The sequence below is a fragment of the Alkalimonas mucilaginosa genome, assembly GCF_036327005.1.
Classification (GTDB): Bacteria; Pseudomonadota; Gammaproteobacteria; order Enterobacterales; family Alteromonadaceae; genus Alkalimonas; species Alkalimonas mucilaginosa.
In genome coordinates, this window is record NZ_JAUGZK010000002.1 from 285,656 (window position 1) to 302,786 (window position 17,131).

The window sequence follows — 17,131 nt, forward strand, 5'->3', positions numbered from 1 at the left end:
CATGGTACAATCTTGGTTACTTTATCCCTTCCGCTGATACAGGATAGTTTTTATGACGGATATGATTCGTGTTACGTTGCAACCCGATGCCGCTGCTGAGAAGTGGGGCAAAAAAGTCAGCCTGACGCCAACGGCTGAAGGTTTTCAGATTCATCTGGATGCCAAATTCCCGGCCCGAAGCATTCAAAAAGCCGCCCGCCAGCTTGATGGCCTGGGTGTTGAACAGGTAGAGCTAAGCGGTGAAGGCTGGACACTGGAGCTGCAGTGGGCTTTTTATCTGGGCTTTACCTCGGCAAAAAAACTGACCGGCGTGCAATGGCAAGGCGCGGATGCTACCCAATTGCAGCAACTGGCCAGTTGTTTTGGTTGGGCCCGTCAGGTTACCAATCAAACACCGGAGCAATTATCGCCTGAAGCTCTGGCCAATGAAGCCATCGCATTTTTAACGCCGCTGGCCCCGGATGCGATTAGCCATCGCATCATTCGCGGCGATGAGTTGCTGGCTGAAGGCTGGGTTGGTATTCATGGCGTTGGCCGTGGCAGTGAGCGACCGCCGGTGATGCTGGTACTGGATTACAATCCGACCGGCAAGGTCGATGCACCTGTTGATGCTGTGCTGGTTGGCAAAGGCATTACCTTTGACAGTGGTGGTTATTCCATCAAACCCAGCGAGTCGATGTCCTATATGAAATGCGATATGGGTGGGGCGGCAACGGTCGCGGCGGCGCTCGGCCTGGCTATTCAAAAAGGCTTGTCGCGCCGGGTGCAGTTGGTGCTGTGCTGCGCGGAAAATCTGATCAGCGGTCATGCTTACAAACTGGGCGATATTCTGACCTATAAAAATGGCACCACGGTGGAGATTCTGAACACCGATGCGGAAGGTCGTCTGGTGCTGGCCGATGGCCTCTTGTACGCCTCTGAGACCGGTGCTCCTTTAATTATTGATGCCGCTACCTTGACCGGAGCCGCTATGGTGGCGCTGGGTAATGATTACAATGCACTTTTTGCCCTCGATACTGCTCTGCAGCAGCGGGCGCTTGGTTATGCGGAGCAGGTACAGGAGCCAACCTGGCCCTTGCCACTGGCTCCCTGGCATCAGGGACAGTGCCCGTCGCCTTATGCCGATACCGCCAACAGCCGGCCGATGAAAGGCGGTGGCACTGGTGGTGCCAGCAATGCAGCCGGTTTTTTAAGCCGTTTTGTACCCGAAGGTGGCAAAGGCTGGTTGCACTTTGATTTAGCCGCTGCCTTTAACAGCAGCAATACCGGCCTGTGGGCTGCCGGTGCCACCGGTATGGGGATCCGCGCCATTGCAGAAACCCTGCGTCAGGAAGCCGGTAAAGCCTGAGTGCTGTCAGCCAGCGCTTTAAGATGTCCCTGTCACAGCGAGTGGCAGGGACCCTAACCCCGATGAGACCCTAACCCCGATGAGACCCGAACTGCGATGGAACTCCCTGTTGCTGCTATAGCCGGTGAACTTGTGACTGCACTGCGTCAGCAGCAGCGGGTGATCCTGTCGGCGCCGCCGGGTGCCGGCAAGTCTACCTGGCTGCCGCTTTATCTGTTGCAGCAACCTGAGTTTAGCGGTAAAAACATTTTGTTGCTGGAGCCACGGCGGCTGGCTGCGAAAAGTATTGCCAGTTACATGGCATCGCAACTGGGCGAAGCCGTTGGTCAAACGGTTGGTTATCAGGTCCGGTTAGAATGCAAAAGCAGTCCTGCCACCCGCTTATTGATCGTGACCGAAGGTCTGCTGACCCGCTTTATTCAGCAGGATCCTGAGCTAACCGCTTGGGACTTGGTCATTTTTGATGAATTTCACGAACGCTCCTTGCAGGCCGATCTGGCGCTGGCGCTCAGCTTGGAAGCGCAGCAACTGCGTGAGGATCTAAAGCTGTTAATCATGTCAGCCACGCTGGATACCGGGCAGTTGGCCAAAGCACTGAATGCGCCCGTGCTACAAAGTGAAGGCCGCAGTTATCCGGTCAGCATTCGCTACCAGACCCCGGATCGCCAGCCTATCTGGCAGCAACTGGCACGGCTTTGCTTTCAATTGCTGCAGCAGGAAGAAGGAAGCTTGTTGGCGTTTTTGCCAGGCCAAGCCGAGATCCGGTTAGCGCATGACTGGTTGCTGCAGCAAGGCCTGCCGGATTCAGTGCAGGTTCACCCACTGCTTGGCAGTTTAACGCTGCAACAGCAGCAGGCGGCGATTGCCGCTTGCCCGCAAGGTCAGCGCAAAGTGGTGCTGGCCACCAATGTCGCGGAAACCAGTTTAACCATCGATGGCATCCGTCTGGTGGTGGACAGTGGCCTGTACCGCAAGGTGCGTTTTTATCCGAAACATGGGGTGATGAAACTGGAAACCGCAGCCATTAGCAAAGCCTCGGCCATTCAGCGGGCCGGCCGGGCCGGGCGATTATCGCCCGGCCTTTGCGTACGGCTGGATAGCGAGAGCCAGTGGCAGCGCCGCGCCAGTTTTACCCCGCCGGATGTACTGGAAGCCGAGCTGACAGCATTGCGGCTGGAGCTGGCCGGTTGGGGTGTGCAAGCTGATGAGTTATTTTGGCTGGACCCGCCGCCTAAGGCGCATCTGGCAGTGGCGGAGGCCCTATTGCAACAACTGGGTGCTTTATCAGGCGCTCTTAAAATCACGCCACTGGGACAGCGTATGCTTAGCCTCGGCACCGAGCCACGGCTGGCGGCCATGATGTGCCGGGCTGAAGAGCTGGAGCGACAAGGTGAGCAGCGCGCACTCTGGTTGGCGGCGCTATTGGCTGTGCTGCTGGAACAAAGCCGGGACGATAGCCCGCTTTGGGGGCAGTTACAGCGGCTGCAACAGCAAAAAAAATCGGCGGCTTATCTGCAGGCAGAGCAGTGGTGCCGCCAGCTTAAAGGTCAGCCTGGCGGCGCTCTGCCCCAGGACTTACTGGTGCCGTTGTTGTGCTTTGCCTATCCGGATCGGGTGGCGGTCAAGCGCGGTAAAGGCTATTTGCTGGCCAATGGCGCCGGGGCGGTGCTGCCGCCAGAGCATGCTTTAGCCACAGAGCCTTTGCTGCTGGTGGCAAGTATACAGCTTACTAGCCAGGGCCTGCTTATTCGCCAGGCAGAGCGCTTGTCTCTGCAGACCTTGCAACAGTACTTTGCCGATGAGCTCAACTGGCAGTTGCACAGTGCCTTTGATGCACAAAGCGGCCGCTTCATCAGCGAGCAGCAACGCCGTTTTGGTGCCTGCATTATAGAGCGCAAACCTGCGCCGCAGGCATTGAGCAGCGAGCAGCGACGTGAGGCCTGGCTGGATTACATCCAACAGCGTGGTTTAGCGGTATTGCCCTGGAGTGCAGCCAGTGAGCAATGGCTGGCTCGGCTTCGTCTTTGGCAGCAACTGGCCCCCGAGCATGGCGCGCCGGGCTGGCAAGCGGATGAGTTGCTGGCCAATCTGGATGAATGGCTGGGGCCCTGGCTGCAAGATTGTCAGAGCCTGCAGCAACTCAAGCAGCTACCAGTGCTGCAAGCGCTGCAAAGCCGGCTGGATTATACGGCGCAGCAGCAATTGGCCAGCTTTGTGCCAACCCATTGGCAGGCACCGACCGGCAGTCGCCTGGCGATTGATTATCTGGCCGATGGTGGACCTTTGGTTGCCGTGCGCATGCAGGAAGTCTTTGGTCAGTTGCAAACGCCGGTACTGGCCAATGGCAAGCTGCCACTGACACTGGAGTTATTATCCCCAGCGCGTCGGCCTTTGCAGCGTACCGCCGATTTGGCCAGCTTTTGGCAAAATGCGTACCGGGAAGTGCGTAAAGAAATGAAAGGGCGCTATCCAAAACATTACTGGCCGGAGGATCCGGCGCAAGCGATGCCCACCACCAGAACCACCAAAGCGATGAGTTTATGACGCGGCCAAGTCCAAAAAAAACCAGTTCCCAAAAAGCTAGCAGCCAAAAAATGAATGCTCTGAAGCAGAAGTTACCACCGCCAGCAAAGATGCTGCGCTATCTGGGCTGGACCTTGTTAAAGCTGGGCCTGGCCCTGCTTGCCGTAGCAGCTATTTACTTGCTGTATCTGGACAGCAAAGTAACCCAAAGTTTCCAGGGCCAGAAGTGGCAGGTACCGGCCCAGGTATTTGGCCGCAGCCTGCAACTGCAGCAAGGACAGCCACTGACCCTGGGTGCTCTGGTACAGGAGCTGGAGCTACTGCAGTACCGTCGGGTGTCAGAAATCACTGGCCCGGGCCAGTTCCGCCTAGCCAATCAAGCGGTGGATATTTACCGGCGTGAATTTTATTTCGCCGATGGCTATGCGCCAGCCGAGCGCTTTGTGGTGCAGTTCCGCCAGCAGCGGATCGAGCGTATTCAGTGGTCGAGCCCGGCAAATGCAGCAGCGCCTGGCATAGCCCGGTTGGAAGCCCCGTTGATTGAGCACCTGATTTCTGCACAGCAGGAAGATCGTGAGCTACTGCGGCTGGAGCAAGTCTCACCTTTGTTGCGTGATACGCTGCTGCTGGTGGAAGATCGTGATTTTTACCGCCATCGCGGTGTGGCTCCACTGGCTATTCTGCGTGCTTTTTTGGTAAATCTGACGGCTGGGCGTACGGTGCAGGGCGGCTCCACCTTAACCCAGCAGTTGGCGAAGAACATGTACCTGACCCAGGACAGAACCTTATGGCGCAAAATCAATGAAGCCCTGATGGCACTGATTCTGGAGCTGCGTTTCAGTAAAGATGAGATCTTAGAAGCCTACATCAACGAAGTGTACATCGGGCAGAACTTTGCCCATCCGGTGCATGGCTTTGGTCTGGGCAGTCGCTTTTATTTTGCCAAACCGCTGAATGAACTGACAGCGGCCGAAACCGCACTCCTGGTTGGTTTGATCAAAGGGCCGTCTTTTTACGATCCCAGGCGCAATCCGGAGCGGGCACAGCGGAGGCGCGATCTGGTGCTGCGGTTGATGTTCGAACAGCATATGCTGGATCAGCAAGCCTATCGTGAGGCTTTGGAAGAGCCGATAGCTTTAGTAGCCCGCGGTCAGCACCAGTCGGATCGTTATCCTGCTTACTTAGCGAAGGTGCGGCAGGAGCTTCGCAGTCAGTTGCAGGATAAAACCCTGCAACAAAGTGGTTTGCGGATCTTCACGTATTTTGACCCTGTGCTGCAGCAACAGGCAGAACAAGCGGTTGCCAGCAGGATGCAGGGATTGGATCCTGCCATTGAAACGGCGGTGGTGCTGGCAAATTACCAGCAAGGAGGCTTAACAGCCATGGTGGGAGGGCGCGATCCGCGCTACGCCGGTTACAACAGAGCGCTTGATGCCAGACGGCAAATCGGCAGCCTGATTAAGCCGGTGATTGCGATCGAAGCCCTGGCGCAGCCGGAGCGTTTTGATTTACAGACTACTTTGCTGGATGCGCCCATTCAACTGCGCAGCAATCAACAGGATTGGCAGCCACAGAACTTTGATCAGACGTTTCGTGGTGAAGTGACCTTACTGGATACCCTGGTGTACTCCTACAATGTGCCCATGGTACGGTTGGGTCTGCAACTTGGCATGCCGCAAGTCGCGGCTGCCCTTAGCAGGCTGGGCCTGCAGCGCCGTATTACCTTGCACCCGGCGGCTCTGCTAGGCGCCATTGAGCTATCGCCGCTGGAAGTCACACAACTTTATCAAACACTGGCCAATCATGGCGTACATCAAACGTTGGCCAGTATTGCGGTGGTAACCGACCAGCAAGGCACTGTGTTGTATCAACACCAGCCAGCACCGATCAGGCGCTACAGTGAAGAGGCTACCTCGTTACTGTACGATGCGATGCAGCAAAGCGTGCAACGGGGGACCGCCCGCTCGTTGGGGCAACATTTTCCGCATCTGGCCGGGAAAACCGGTACTTCCAGTGATTACCGTGATAGCTGGTTTGTGGCTATGGATGACGCTAATGTGATCACAGTATGGCTGGGGCGGGATGATAATATCTCTACTGGTTTGACAGGAGGTTCCGGGGCTTTGCAGCTCACCCGGCACTTTTATCGCTTGCAGAAGGCTGCGAGCCCCTGATTTACAAGGGGCTGGAGGCCGTGATGATACTGATTGTGTAAGATACTTGTTATTCTTAGAGTTTTCAGCTGATAATGTTGCTTCAACTTTGACGTTAGCAGCAGAGAGTTTGTGAACCGACCATGTCAATAAAACCAGAACATCGAATGAAAGTTGGCGACTGGTGGTACTTACCAGAGCGCGATAAACTGGTGAAACTGGATGCCACTGGTCAGTTACTGGAAACAGCCGAACTGGATAATCTTTGTCAGAATGTGATGAATTATCTGATGGTGCATGCCGGTGAACTGGTCAGCAAGGACGAGCTACTGGAAAAGGTCTGGGGTATTCGGGCAGTATCGGATGGTCGCATTACCCGGGTGATTCGGGTTTTACGCGTGGCATTGGGTGATGATAGCCGCACACCAACCTACATCGAAACTGTGCCTAAGCGTGGTTATCGATTGGTGGCAGCTATTGAACAAGTCTCTGCAGAGCCATTAATAAGCAGCCATGCAGCAGCCAGGCCCGCTGCACAACAGGCATCACCGCCGACAAACACCTACGCAGCCTGGCGGGCGCGCATCTATCTTGCTGGTTTTATCTTATTGCCGTTGTTGCTGGCAGGCTATTTTTGGTGGGCAAGCAATCCAGAGCATGATGAACTGGCGGCAACACCGTTATGGCGCTACGAGCCGGTGACTTTTCTTGATGGCATTGAGTTTTATCACAGCATTTCTCCGGATGAAAAGCTGTTGGCTTTTAGTTATGCCAGTAGTCCAAGCGATAATGTAGTGAAGCTAAAAATACAGAACTTACAAAATCATCAGGTTACCACTTTAACCGATGCACCATACAGTAGCTTTGGCGCTGCCTGGAGCCCGGATGGGATGCAGTTGGCTTATCAAAGAGTGTTATCCGGCCGTTTATGTGAAATTCGCTTACTCACCTTAACTGCCGGACGTGATCAGGTCCTTGCCGATGAGTTGCTCACCCGATGTGGAGCTCAATCTATCTCAGCACGGCTGAGCTGGTCCCCCGATGGCCGCTTTCTGGTGTACCCATCCAGAGAAGAAGGGCAGGGACAGATGGCACTGGTGTTGTACCCGGTGCAGGGGGGGCAGCCCCAGATATTAACAGCACCGCCCGCTTCTGGTTTTGGTGATTACGCGGCACGCTTTTCACGTGATGGTAGCCGGTTGGCGTTTTTGCGCTATGCCTCCGGCTCGGCTGAGCTCTGGGTATTGGATTTATCCAGCCGCTCTACCCGAATGTTGGTTCGCTTGCAGGATTTTTTGCCAGGCAACATAGATTGGAGTTTAAACGATCAGGAGATTATTTATCCAACCGGACGGGCTTCGTTAGGGGCTGTGGATGTTGCGACTGGCCAGACCCGTTTGCTGGCCTATACCGATAATAATGCACGCGAACTTCAAATCAGTGCTTCAGGCAGGCTACTGGCAAGCGTCGGTGCTTTTTCGCAGCTAAATATTGTCAAAGTGCCTAATGAAGTTATTCGCCCCCAAGCGGAGCAAAGTCGTCAAATTGTTTTTAGCTCCAACCGTAGCGAATCCTTTGCCGAGGCCAGCCCTTTACAGGATGGTCCAGTGGCTGTGGTGTCACGTCGCTCTGGTGTATCCCAGGTCTGGTTATTTAAAGCCGATGGTAGTCAGGAGCAACTGACGCACTTTACCGAAAATGAACGTTTCAGTGATTTACGTTTTTCACCCGACGGGCGTAACCTGTTGGCCTTGATTAGCCAGCAGTTATGGATACTTGCTGAAGGAGCTGAACCCCGACGTATACCAACGAAAGGCTTTGATACCATTGCTAACCCCAGTTGGAGCAGGGATGGCCAGCACGTTTTTTTTGCGGTGGCAAGGCAAGGGCAATGGCAAATGATGCAAGCCGATCTGAATGCCTCGCTTCCGGTACAACTCTTTCACCCAGAGCGTGAACTCTATCTGGAAAGCCCAAATGGACGTTATCAGTTCTGGCGTAACAGTGTGGATCATGGTTATTTTCTGGCAGTAGATGCTGAGCCGGCAATAAAGCTGGAGTTAGCCGAACCAGGGCGATTACCGCTGCGCTTTATTATTACCAATCAGGGGCTTTATTTCTCCAGTTATCTGGAGGACAACAAATATCAGTTGTATTACCTGGATTTCTCCAATACTGAAATACAGCCAGCAACAACTGTAGACACACTGTATTTTGATCAATTTAGTTTAAGTGCCGATGGCCGTTACTTTTATGTGCCATCCATGGCGGGAGGAGACACGGATATTGCCGAAATTTCTGTAAAGCAGCAAAATTTATAGGTTTTTTATAAGAATTTCATCGAGTTATTTCATGTTTTTTCTGTCAGCCTGAAGGTGTTGGATCATCAATTACTACTGAGGGCTTACCCATGAAACACCTATTAACTACTATTGCTGCCGCTACTGTCATCCTAGGTACTTCTACTATCGCCAGTCATATTGATCTGGTTAAGTTTGCACAACCTGAAGCAGATACAATGCTTGCATGTTTGTGGTTCCCTGTCTGCAAAGATCCTGATTATAAGCAGCCTGTTCAGTTGGAAGAGCCTGCTGTGAATGAGTTTGATCAAGACTCACTCTATGCTTGCTTGTGGTTCCCAGTGTGCAAAGATCCTGATCAGCCTGCCGGATCTGCCGCTGTTGCATAACTCTGTAACAATTAGGTACCTGAAATTTTGCCGGTTTCCGTTATAATCCGTCCATACCCATGCGTAAGGACGGATAGTTTTGTCAAATCTGGAACCGCTGGTTCAATTTGGACCCTGGCACTACCGCGCCACTCTTGGCAAGCTTTGGCTTGCGGCTGCGGATGAATCAGAAGCCATCACGCTGGAGCCTCGGCTGCAAAAGCTGCTGAATTATTTTTTACTGCATCCTGGCCAGTTGTTATCCAAAAACCAGTTGATCGCTGATGTCTGGCCCGCCGGTGAAGGCACCGATGCTGCAGTGATGCGGGCTGTGGGTGCTTTGCGTAAAGAGTTGGCAGATACCACCCAGTCACCACAGTTTATTTCTACCATTCCCAAAAAAGGCTATTGTTGGTTGGCTGATGTGGAGCCGCTGACCAGCTCGCGGGCGAGGCGCTCTGGTGCGGGGTATCGGCTGGACACTATCTACTCGAACGACGATAGATTTGCAGAAGCAGGCCGGCCGCGCCATCGTAATTTTCTGTTGGTTGCGGTGCTCTCCTTGCTGCTGAGTTGCGGCATAATCGCGTATGGCCTCACTTACTTGACGCTTGGGGCTGGCCAGACAGTGTATACCCGCTTAGAGCCAGTAAGTGCATTGAATGGACGCGAGCAACTGCCAAAATGGCATCCACAGCACAGTTTTTTGTTGTACCAGCATCAGCCTGTTGATCAGAAGAATTGGCGCTGGGTGATTCAGTCTGAGCAGCGCAGCAGTCTGCTTTATTCACCATACAGTTATAATGCCTTAGGAAAAGCAGCTTGGCGCAACGACAGTATTTTTTTCAGTGCAGTGACGGATGCAAAGTGTGTTATTTATCAACAACAGGTCTTTCCTGACTTTGGAGAGCCTGACGGGTTTATGCCCTGTGAACGCTGGATCCGTCATGGTTTAGCTGTGGTGGATAACGTCTTGTACTGGCTGGATCTTCAACCAGGGCATCAGGCGCAATTCCAGCTGTGGCGTAGCCGGGATACTGCACAGGCCCGTTATACGAAAGAGGCCGTATTGTCAGAGCCTATCAAGGCCTTGCAAGTTCATCGGTTGGTGCGGCATCAGCAGTATTTGTATGCTTTGGTACAGGTGAGTTTTTCGCAGACAAAATTAATCCAGATCCAGCCAGATGATGGCAGTTGGGTTGTACTGGCGCATTACCCGCAAGTATTCACTGAACTCTTTAAAGATCAAAGACAGCTTTGGTTAGGCTTGCCGCAGCAGCCTTTGCAGAAAGTCGCAGCCAGTGGCAAACCTGGTGATTCCTTGGGACCTTTGTCTGCCGATTTGACGGATGTTGTTTTTGCGAATGAGCAGGTCCTGGCAGTGGCAGGTGCTGAGCCAGTTAGTGACTTATGGCAACTAGCGGTTGGTGATACAGATTTGTCGCTGCAACGTTGGTTTGCTTCCAATCGAAGTGAGCGCTTGGCTGCAATTTCCGAGCAACAAACTGCTTTTGTGTCGAAACGCTCTGGCCATGAGCAAATCTGGCTGGCCAGACGTCAGCAGCTCCAACAGCTAACCCAACTTACCGAAGCTCAACAAGTTCAGCAGTTACTTTGGTATCGTCAGCAGTTGTTGGCTCTCATCAATAATCAATTGTTCCAGGTTGATGTTACAACTGGCAATTTGCATACCTTATTGCCTCATGGAATTAAGCCGGCTCAGATTGAAGTCTGCAGGCAACAGCTGTACTGGACAGAGTTTGGTGAACAGGGGTGGCAACTGTACCGCATGGCTTCAAACAGTGTAGAGCACCTGTTGGATGATGTCATTGATGTGCGCTGCGCTGAGGATGGGCTGGTGTTACGGCGGGACAGCTCACCTTTGTTGCAGTTATGGCATCAAGAGGGGGGGCTGAGGTCACTTGAACTGCCAGGTTTTCCGGTCGATATCAGCCAGGCAGGCCTTTGGTTAACCAATGACCAGGGCATTGCCTGGCTGGATAGCTCCAGGATGCTTTTGGTTGTTTGGCACTGGCATGGGCAGTTGGAGCAATTCTTATTGCCAGCAGCGCAAAACCCTACCGCCATCTATAGCGATAAGTCTGGACGAAACTGGCTTTTGCAACAAAACCGGCAGCAAGACAGCGATATTGTCCGCTTGCTGCCAGAGCGAGCGCCTTAGCTCGCTGCTAGTTTGGCAAAGCTGCGATCGGCTGCAGCTATGGTCGCGGCCAGATCGGCCTCGCTGTGCGCCAGTGATAAGAAGCCTGCCTCATAGGCTGAAGGTGCCAGGTAAACACCTTCGTTCAGCATCAGATGAAAGAACTGCTTGAACGCTTCGATATTGCACTGGGTGGCCTGAGCGAAATTACTGATGGCTTGCTCTTTGGTAAAAAACAGGCCAAACATGCCGCCAACCTGAGTGGTCGCCAAGGGCACGCCATGTTTGTCGGCGGCGGCCTTGATACCGGCGATCAACTGGCTGGTTTTCTCCGTCAACGCTTCATACACCCCCGGCTGGCGGATGGCGTTAAGGGCAGCCAAACCGGCAGCCATGGCCAGCGGGTTACCCGATAAAGTCCCCGCTTGATACACCGGCCCGGTTGGTGCTATGTGTTGCATAATGGCGCGCTTGCCGCCAAAAGCACCCACGGGCATGCCGCCACCGATGATTTTACCTAAAGTAGTTAAATCCGGTTGCACGCCATACACCGCCTGAGCCCCCCCTAAGGCTACCCGGAAGCCCGTCATGACTTCATCAAAAATCAGCACGCTGCCGTACTGATCGCACAGCGCTCTTAAGCCTTCTAAAAAGCCTGGTGCTGGTGGAATGCAGTTCATATTGCCTGCCACCGGCTCGACGATGATGCAGGCGATGTCTTGTCCACGCTCGGCAAAAATGGCTTCAAGCTGCGGTAAATTATTAAACTCAGCGGTGAGGGTATATTTGGCAAAGTCGGCAGGAACACCGGGTGAGTTGGGTACCCCCAGCGTCAAAGCGCCAGAGCCGGCTTTGACCAGCAAGGAGTCGGCATGGCCGTGGTAGCAGCCTTCAAATTTTAAAATGGTATCGCGGCCGGTATAGCCACGTGCCAGTCGGATGGCGCTCATGGTGGCTTCGGTGCCAGAGCTGACAAAACGGACCATCTCCATGCTGGGCACTAATTGACTGACCAGCTCGGCCATGTCGACTTCTGCCGGACAGGGCGCGCCGAAGCTTAAACCATTTTCAGCCGCCTGCTGCACTGCCTGGCGAATGGCCGGGTGATTGTGGCCTAGTAACATTGGGCCCCAGGAGCCAATGTAATCGATGTAACGTTTGCCATCGACATCAAAAATATAGGGACCATCGGCTTTTTCAATAAAAACCGGGGTGCCGCCCACACTTTTAAAAGCCCGTACCGGTGAGTTAACACCGCCGGGAATGGTGTGTTGGGCGCGTTCAAACAATTGCTTTGAGTTGTTCATGCTGGGTCCTTGGACATTAAAGCGGAGAAAGGGAGGATTTGTTGCTGTACCAGGGTACATCGCACTCGTACTTGCTAACCATGTGTTCAACACCGAGTGTTAAGGCAAAAAGCGCCATCCGGATCACCACGCCATTATCGGCCTGGCGGAAAATGGCCAGATTAGGGTTCAGATTCAGATCGTTATCAAGCTCATTGGCATCCAGCCGCGAGTCGCGTGGCAGCGGATGCATAATGACGGTGTTGGATTTGCAATGCCTGGTGTAAATATCCTGATTCAGCCGGAACTTGCCACGGTACAAATTGGCTTCGTCTTTGCTGGCAAAGCGCTCTTCCTGCACCCGGGTTTGGTAGACAATATCGGCGGCCAGCTTGCCTTCCAGTGCATCGCTGAATTCAATGCTGTGACCAGCATTTTCGATGGCACTAACCACGCTATCAGGCATCGCCAGCTCGGTCGGGGAAATCAAGGTGAAACGAATGTTTTTGTACAGGCACAATAGTTTGGCCAGTGAGTGCACGGTGCGGCCAAATTTGAGATCGCCCACCATCGCAATGTGCATGCCATCAATGCTCTGGCCACTGGCGGCCAGTTCTTTTTCGATGGTAAAGAGGTCGAGCAGGGCCTGGGTTGGGTGCTCATTGGCACCATCGCCACCATTTAACACCGGCACACGGCTGCCTTCGGCAAATTCAGCCACCGAGCCGGACTGCGGGTGACGCATCGCAATCACATCGCTGTAGCTGCTAAGCACCCGGGCGGTATCATACAGTGACTCGCCTTTGGCCAATGCCGAGCTTTCCATGCCGGTGGTTTCCCGCACTTCACCACCCAGCAAATTAAAAGCACAGCCAAAACTAACCCGGGTCCGGGTGCTGGGTTCAAAAAATAAATTGCCCAAAATAGCACCGTCCAGCACCTTGGTACGCTTTTTCCGGCTGGCATAGGGCTCCATGCCACGGGCTACCTGAAACACCTGTTGAATGCGATCGCGGTCAAACTGACTGACGGAAAGAATATGCTGGCCTTTAAAGCTCATATGCTGCTGCCTGTGACTTGACGGGTTGAAGGGTGACTGCGGCAATGCAGGTTTGCCGGACAGTCTGCTGCTGGCTGCAGATTATACGTCATAGCATGGGGGAAAGGCGAATGCAGTTGCAGTCACTTTGGTGTGGGTGGTTTGAATTTTTAAGGGTTTGCCCATAGTATAAATGATGTTTTGTTTTTTATTTCAAACAGTAAAGCTAAAGCAATCGTTTTAAGGACCGTTATGCAGCCAGCATCAGCACAGCCAGCAAGTTCCGCCTTGGCCAGTCGCCTACAGCGTCTGGCGTGCCGTGCTGTGCTCTATGCATTGCTCTGGTTTGTGTTAGGCGGCGGTGAAGGTTGGTGGTTTTTTGCCATGATATTGCCACTGCTGCTTTGGTTATCGGAGCGCTGGCCCGCCCCTTTACTCCGATTACGATGGCGTCATCTGCCAGCTTTTACCGGCTATTTTCTGATAGAAATGTGGCGGGGTGGCTTTGATGTTGCCTGGCGTGCACTACAACCTATATCAGCTATTACACCTAATTGGCAGCGTTATCCCGTTCGCCTGCAACAAACAAGTTCCCAGCGGATGCTGGCATGCCTGATTAGTTTATTGCCCGGAACCACTGTCTGCCGCAGTTGTTTGTCCGGTGAGAGCAGGGTGGAGACTGCCTGGCTGGAGTTGCATCTGTTAACTGACAATAATGACTGGCAGCAGAGCGTTGCCAGGTTGGAGCAGCGGTTAAGCCTGTTGCTGGCTGCGGAGCAACCACTATGTTGATGGCAATGGCTGCTGCGATTTTACTGACGGTGCTATTGGGACTGTGGCGTGTCTGGCGCGGACCTGATCTGGTCAATCGTCTTTTGGCCATTCAGTTGTTGGGCAGCGGAGGGGTGGCCATTTTACTGTTGTTATCTCAAGCGTTGGCACAGCCTGCCTTGCTGGAGGTGGCTTTGATCATTGCGTTACTGGCTGCTGTGGTGCCAGCTGCTTTTGTGCAGCGGTTAAAGCAGGAGCAGCGCAAATGATGGCCTGGCTGGGTGCTGTGTTGTTGATCCTGGGGTTGCTGTTTTTTCTGGCAGGTAGCCTTGGGGTACTGCGTTTTCCGGATGTTTTTTGTCGGCTGCATGCGGTGACGAAAGCCGATACGCTGGGGCTGGGTTTTATCGTGCTTGGTCTTGGTGTGCTGCAGCAAGATTGGCAACGATTTTTATTGATGCTGCTGATCTGGGGGCTGGTGATGCTATCTGGCACCATTTCCTGTCAGTTGCTTGGTCAGTATGGCCGAGAGCAGACAACGGACCAAGAGGAGCCGGCAGAATGAGCGGTGATTTCTGGTTCGATGCTTTGCTTGGTGTCTTGCTGCTGGTGTTGGCGCTGGCGACGATACTGGCCCGGCAGTTGGCTGCGGCGGTCATGCTTTATGTGGTGTTTGGTTTGATGCTGGCTCTGGCCTGGGCCCGATTGGGAGCCGCCGATTTGGCACTGGCAGAGGCGGCCATAGGCGCTGGCCTGACCGGTGCTTTGTTGTTTTCAGCCTTAGCGAGGCAGCCAAAATCAATCACACCACCGGTACGCATCAGCAGGATGGAGCGACTACCTGCTTTGGTGCTGTGTATAGCGATGAGCGCAGTGCTTGGCTGGACCCTGTGGCAACTGCCGCTGCAACCAGCACACAGTCAGTTGCCGGCAGCGCTGGAGCAGTTGGGTAGCAGTGGTACCGAGCATCTGGTTACGGCGGTGCTGCTGAACTTTCGCGCCTGGGATACCTTACTGGAATTGCTGGTGTTGCTGTTGGCATTGCTTGGCAGCCGCTTAGTGGCAGCGCCAGAGCCGGCCGCATTGCAGCACTGGCCTTTAGCCAGACAGTGGAGTATTCGCCTGTTACCGTTGTTGGTGCTGGTGGCTTTTTTTGTGCTCTGGCGTGGCGCCACTGCGCCTGGTGGCGCTTTTCAGGCCGGTGCTTTGCTGGCCGCTGCGCTGGTAGTGCTGCGGCTAAATGGTCAACTGCCGGCGCTTCGTTTCGATATGTGGTGGGTGCGGGCCTTGATTTTAGCTGGTGTACTGGCGTTTTTGCTGGCTGGCTTGCTCAGTGTGTGGCTGAATTGGCAGCCAGAGCAAGCAGTGCAGTGGCTGCGTTGGCCACTGCCACTCGCCAAAGGACTGATTTTGCTGATTGAACTGTGTGCCACCCTGGCTATTGGCCTGACCCTGACCTTGTTGGTGGTCGGTGAGCGGAAGGAGTTGACCGCATGAGTCTGGTGCATTGGTATCTGTTGATAGCGGCAGCGCTCTGGGGCATTGGTTGCTATGGCCTGATTCGTGGTCCTGAATTGCTAAGGCGGATTATTGCGCTGAACCTGATGGGCGCCGCCGTTTTTCTGGTCATGGTGACGCTGTCTGCCCGCACCGAGCCGGCGGATGGCGTCTTGCATGCGCTGGTACTGACCGGACTGGTGGTGGCTGTGAGTGCTACCGCTTTTGCCCTGGCCCTGGTGGCCCGAACGTTGTCGGAGTCAGCATGAGCTTCGCGCTGGCGGCTGTGTTACTGCCATTGCTTGCGGCTGTACTGGCCTTGTGCTGGCGTCGTCAGGCCGCTGGGCTGGTTTGGCTAAGTGGCTTGCTTAGTTTGTTGTTGGCAGCTGCCGCTCTGTGGCAGGTGGTGACTGCAGGACCTGCTACAATGCAGCTGGGTGGCTGGCAGACGGGCCTTGCCATTCGCTGGCAGTTGAATGAACTCTCGGCGCTGCTGTTGTTGATGACGGCGCTGATCCATAGCCTGGTCGCCAGTTACAGCCTAAGTCAGTGGCGCGATGCTGGCTTATCGGCCGATTTCTGGCCGTTGTCTGCCTTGTTGCAGGCGGCGTTATCGTCCTTGTTCTTGTCGGTCGATTTGTTTAACTGGTATGTCACACTGGAGTTGCTTGGGCTGGCGGCCGTGGCTCTGGTGTTACTCAGTGGCAAAAAGGCGTTGCAAGCCGCCATGCGCTATCTGCTGTTGTCGCTGGCTGCCTCACTATGCTATTTACTCGGCGTTGCCCTGCTCTATGGTCACTATGGCTGGTTGGATGTACCGCAACTTGCTGTTGCAATCAGCGAGCAGCCGGTCGATCATCGGCTGGCGCTCTGGTTGATCACGGCAGGCCTGATGCTCAAAGCAGCGCTATGGCCTCTGCATATCTGGCTACCCGACGCCCATGCGGCTGCTCCGGCTCCGGTCAGTGCGTTGTTGTCGGCGCTGGTGGTGAAAGGGCCGCTCTTTATGCTCTATATGATCTGGAGTCAGTTGGCCGGCCCTGAGCTGGCTGTCACTGGCAGCTGGCTGTTCCTGCTCACTGGCAGTATGGCACTGTTGGCCGGTGGTTGGTCGGCGCTTCGGACCCCTTACGCCAAGGTGATGGTGGCTTATTCGACCGTGGCCCAGTTGGGCTATGGTTTGCTGGCACTTGGCTTGATACTGCAGCTTAACGATCCGGCCTTTACCCAGGCACTCTTTCTCTTTGTACTGGCGCATGCCCTGGCCAAAACATCCACCTTCTTGGCTGTGGGGGAAATGCAGCTGCGGTTGGGTGGTAAACGGCTTAGCACCTTCCGCGGTGCGAGCCAGACCATGCCGTTGGCCATGTTTGCCGTGGCGGTGGCGGGCGGTAGTCTGATTGGTCTGCCACCAAGTGGTGGCTTTGTGGCGAAATGGCACATGCTGCTGCCGCTATGGCACCACAGCCAATTGTGGTGGCTGTTGCCGGTTATTCTGGCCGGTACCTTGCTTTCTGCGGCTTATATCTTTCGTTTGGTGGTGCTGGCTTTTAACCGGGCCAGGCCGGTCAGTCCAGATTTTGCCCCTGCCTTGTTGCCGCAGTGGTTGGCACTGTTGCCTGCCTTGCTGGTCTGGATGCTGGCTTTTGCCAGTGGGTCACTGCTGAGCTGGCTGGGAGGCTGAG

Annotated in this window: 14 protein-coding genes; 12 read left to right on the forward strand and 2 right to left on the reverse strand. The window is 54.3% G+C overall.

The window, feature by feature from the left end; all coding sequences use genetic code 11:
- Positions 1-52 precede the first annotated feature (52 nt).
- From pepB to QWF21_RS03710, 6 genes are all read left to right on the forward strand, one after another.
- A complete protein-coding gene (pepB, locus tag QWF21_RS03685; RefSeq protein WP_330086688.1) occupies positions 53-1,348 on the forward strand; it encodes an aminopeptidase PepB in 1,296 nt (431 codons plus the stop codon).
- A gap of 96 nt (positions 1,349-1,444) precedes the next feature.
- Positions 1,445-3,892 (forward strand): ATP-dependent helicase HrpB, encoded by a 2,448-nt coding sequence (hrpB, locus tag QWF21_RS03690; protein WP_330086689.1) that lies wholly within the window; start codon positions 1,445-1,447, stop codon positions 3,890-3,892.
- A gap of 50 nt (positions 3,893-3,942) precedes the next feature.
- The gene (gene mrcB / locus QWF21_RS03695; protein WP_330086690.1) at positions 3,943-6,045 is read left to right on the forward strand and encodes a penicillin-binding protein 1B; all 2,103 of its coding nucleotides are present in this window, start codon (positions 3,943-3,945) and stop codon (positions 6,043-6,045) included.
- A gap of 122 nt (positions 6,046-6,167) precedes the next feature.
- Positions 6,168-8,345, forward strand: coding sequence for a winged helix-turn-helix domain-containing protein (locus tag QWF21_RS03700; RefSeq protein ID WP_330086691.1), 2,178 nt, complete (start codon positions 6,168-6,170; stop codon positions 8,343-8,345).
- Between the two features lie 89 nt (positions 8,346-8,434).
- Entirely contained in the window at positions 8,435-8,713 is a 279-nt protein-coding gene (locus tag QWF21_RS03705; protein ID WP_330086692.1) for a hypothetical protein, read from the forward strand.
- Between the two features lie 79 nt (positions 8,714-8,792).
- Positions 8,793-10,874 carry a winged helix-turn-helix domain-containing protein gene (locus QWF21_RS03710; protein WP_330086693.1) on the forward strand — a complete coding sequence of 694 codons (2,082 nt, stop codon included), beginning with the start codon at positions 8,793-8,795 and terminating at the stop codon, positions 10,872-10,874.
- On the opposite strand, the gene hemL is transcribed toward QWF21_RS03710, so the two are convergent.
- Both hemL and QWF21_RS03720 read right to left on the reverse strand, forming a co-directional pair.
- A complete protein-coding gene (gene hemL, locus QWF21_RS03715) occupies positions 10,871-12,160 on the reverse strand; it encodes a glutamate-1-semialdehyde 2,1-aminomutase (RefSeq protein WP_330086694.1) in 1,290 nt (429 codons plus the stop codon). The two genes, QWF21_RS03710 and hemL, sit on opposite strands and share 4 nt — an antisense overlap.
- A 16-nt stretch (positions 12,161-12,176) precedes the next feature.
- Positions 12,177-13,199 carry an aspartate carbamoyltransferase gene (locus tag QWF21_RS03720; protein WP_330086695.1) on the reverse strand — a complete coding sequence of 341 codons (1,023 nt, stop codon included), beginning with the start codon at positions 13,197-13,199 and terminating at the stop codon, positions 12,177-12,179.
- Positions 13,200-13,430: 231 nt separating this feature from the next.
- Between QWF21_RS03720 and QWF21_RS03725 the strand changes: the two genes are divergently transcribed.
- Genes QWF21_RS03725 through QWF21_RS03750 form a run of 6 tightly spaced genes read left to right on the forward strand, consistent with a single transcriptional unit; the run spans position 13,431 to position 17,130 of the window.
- On the forward strand, positions 13,431-13,970 hold the full coding sequence (locus QWF21_RS03725; RefSeq protein ID WP_330086696.1) for a Na+/H+ antiporter subunit E: 540 nt from the start codon (positions 13,431-13,433) through the stop codon (positions 13,968-13,970).
- On the forward strand, positions 13,964-14,218 hold the full coding sequence (locus tag QWF21_RS03730; RefSeq protein WP_330086697.1) for a monovalent cation/H+ antiporter complex subunit F: 255 nt from the start codon (positions 13,964-13,966) through the stop codon (positions 14,216-14,218). Before QWF21_RS03725 ends, QWF21_RS03730 begins: the two co-directional genes overlap by 7 nt.
- On the forward strand, positions 14,215-14,514 hold the full coding sequence (gene mnhG / locus QWF21_RS03735; protein WP_330086698.1) for a monovalent cation/H(+) antiporter subunit G: 300 nt from the start codon (positions 14,215-14,217) through the stop codon (positions 14,512-14,514). Before QWF21_RS03730 ends, mnhG begins: the two co-directional genes overlap by 4 nt.
- Positions 14,511-15,446 (forward strand): hydrogenase subunit MbhD domain-containing protein, encoded by a 936-nt coding sequence (locus tag QWF21_RS03740; RefSeq protein WP_330086699.1) that lies wholly within the window; start codon positions 14,511-14,513, stop codon positions 15,444-15,446. The genes mnhG and QWF21_RS03740 overlap by 4 nt, the downstream gene beginning before the upstream one ends.
- Positions 15,443-15,715, forward strand: coding sequence for an NADH-quinone oxidoreductase subunit K (locus tag QWF21_RS03745; protein ID WP_330086700.1), 273 nt, complete (start codon positions 15,443-15,445; stop codon positions 15,713-15,715). Before QWF21_RS03740 ends, QWF21_RS03745 begins: the two co-directional genes overlap by 4 nt.
- Complete coding sequence (locus tag QWF21_RS03750) at positions 15,712-17,130, forward strand: complex I subunit 5 family protein (protein WP_330086701.1); 1,419 nt, start codon at positions 15,712-15,714, stop codon at positions 17,128-17,130. Before QWF21_RS03745 ends, QWF21_RS03750 begins: the two co-directional genes overlap by 4 nt.
- The last annotated feature ends 1 nt before the right edge of the window (position 17,131 follow it).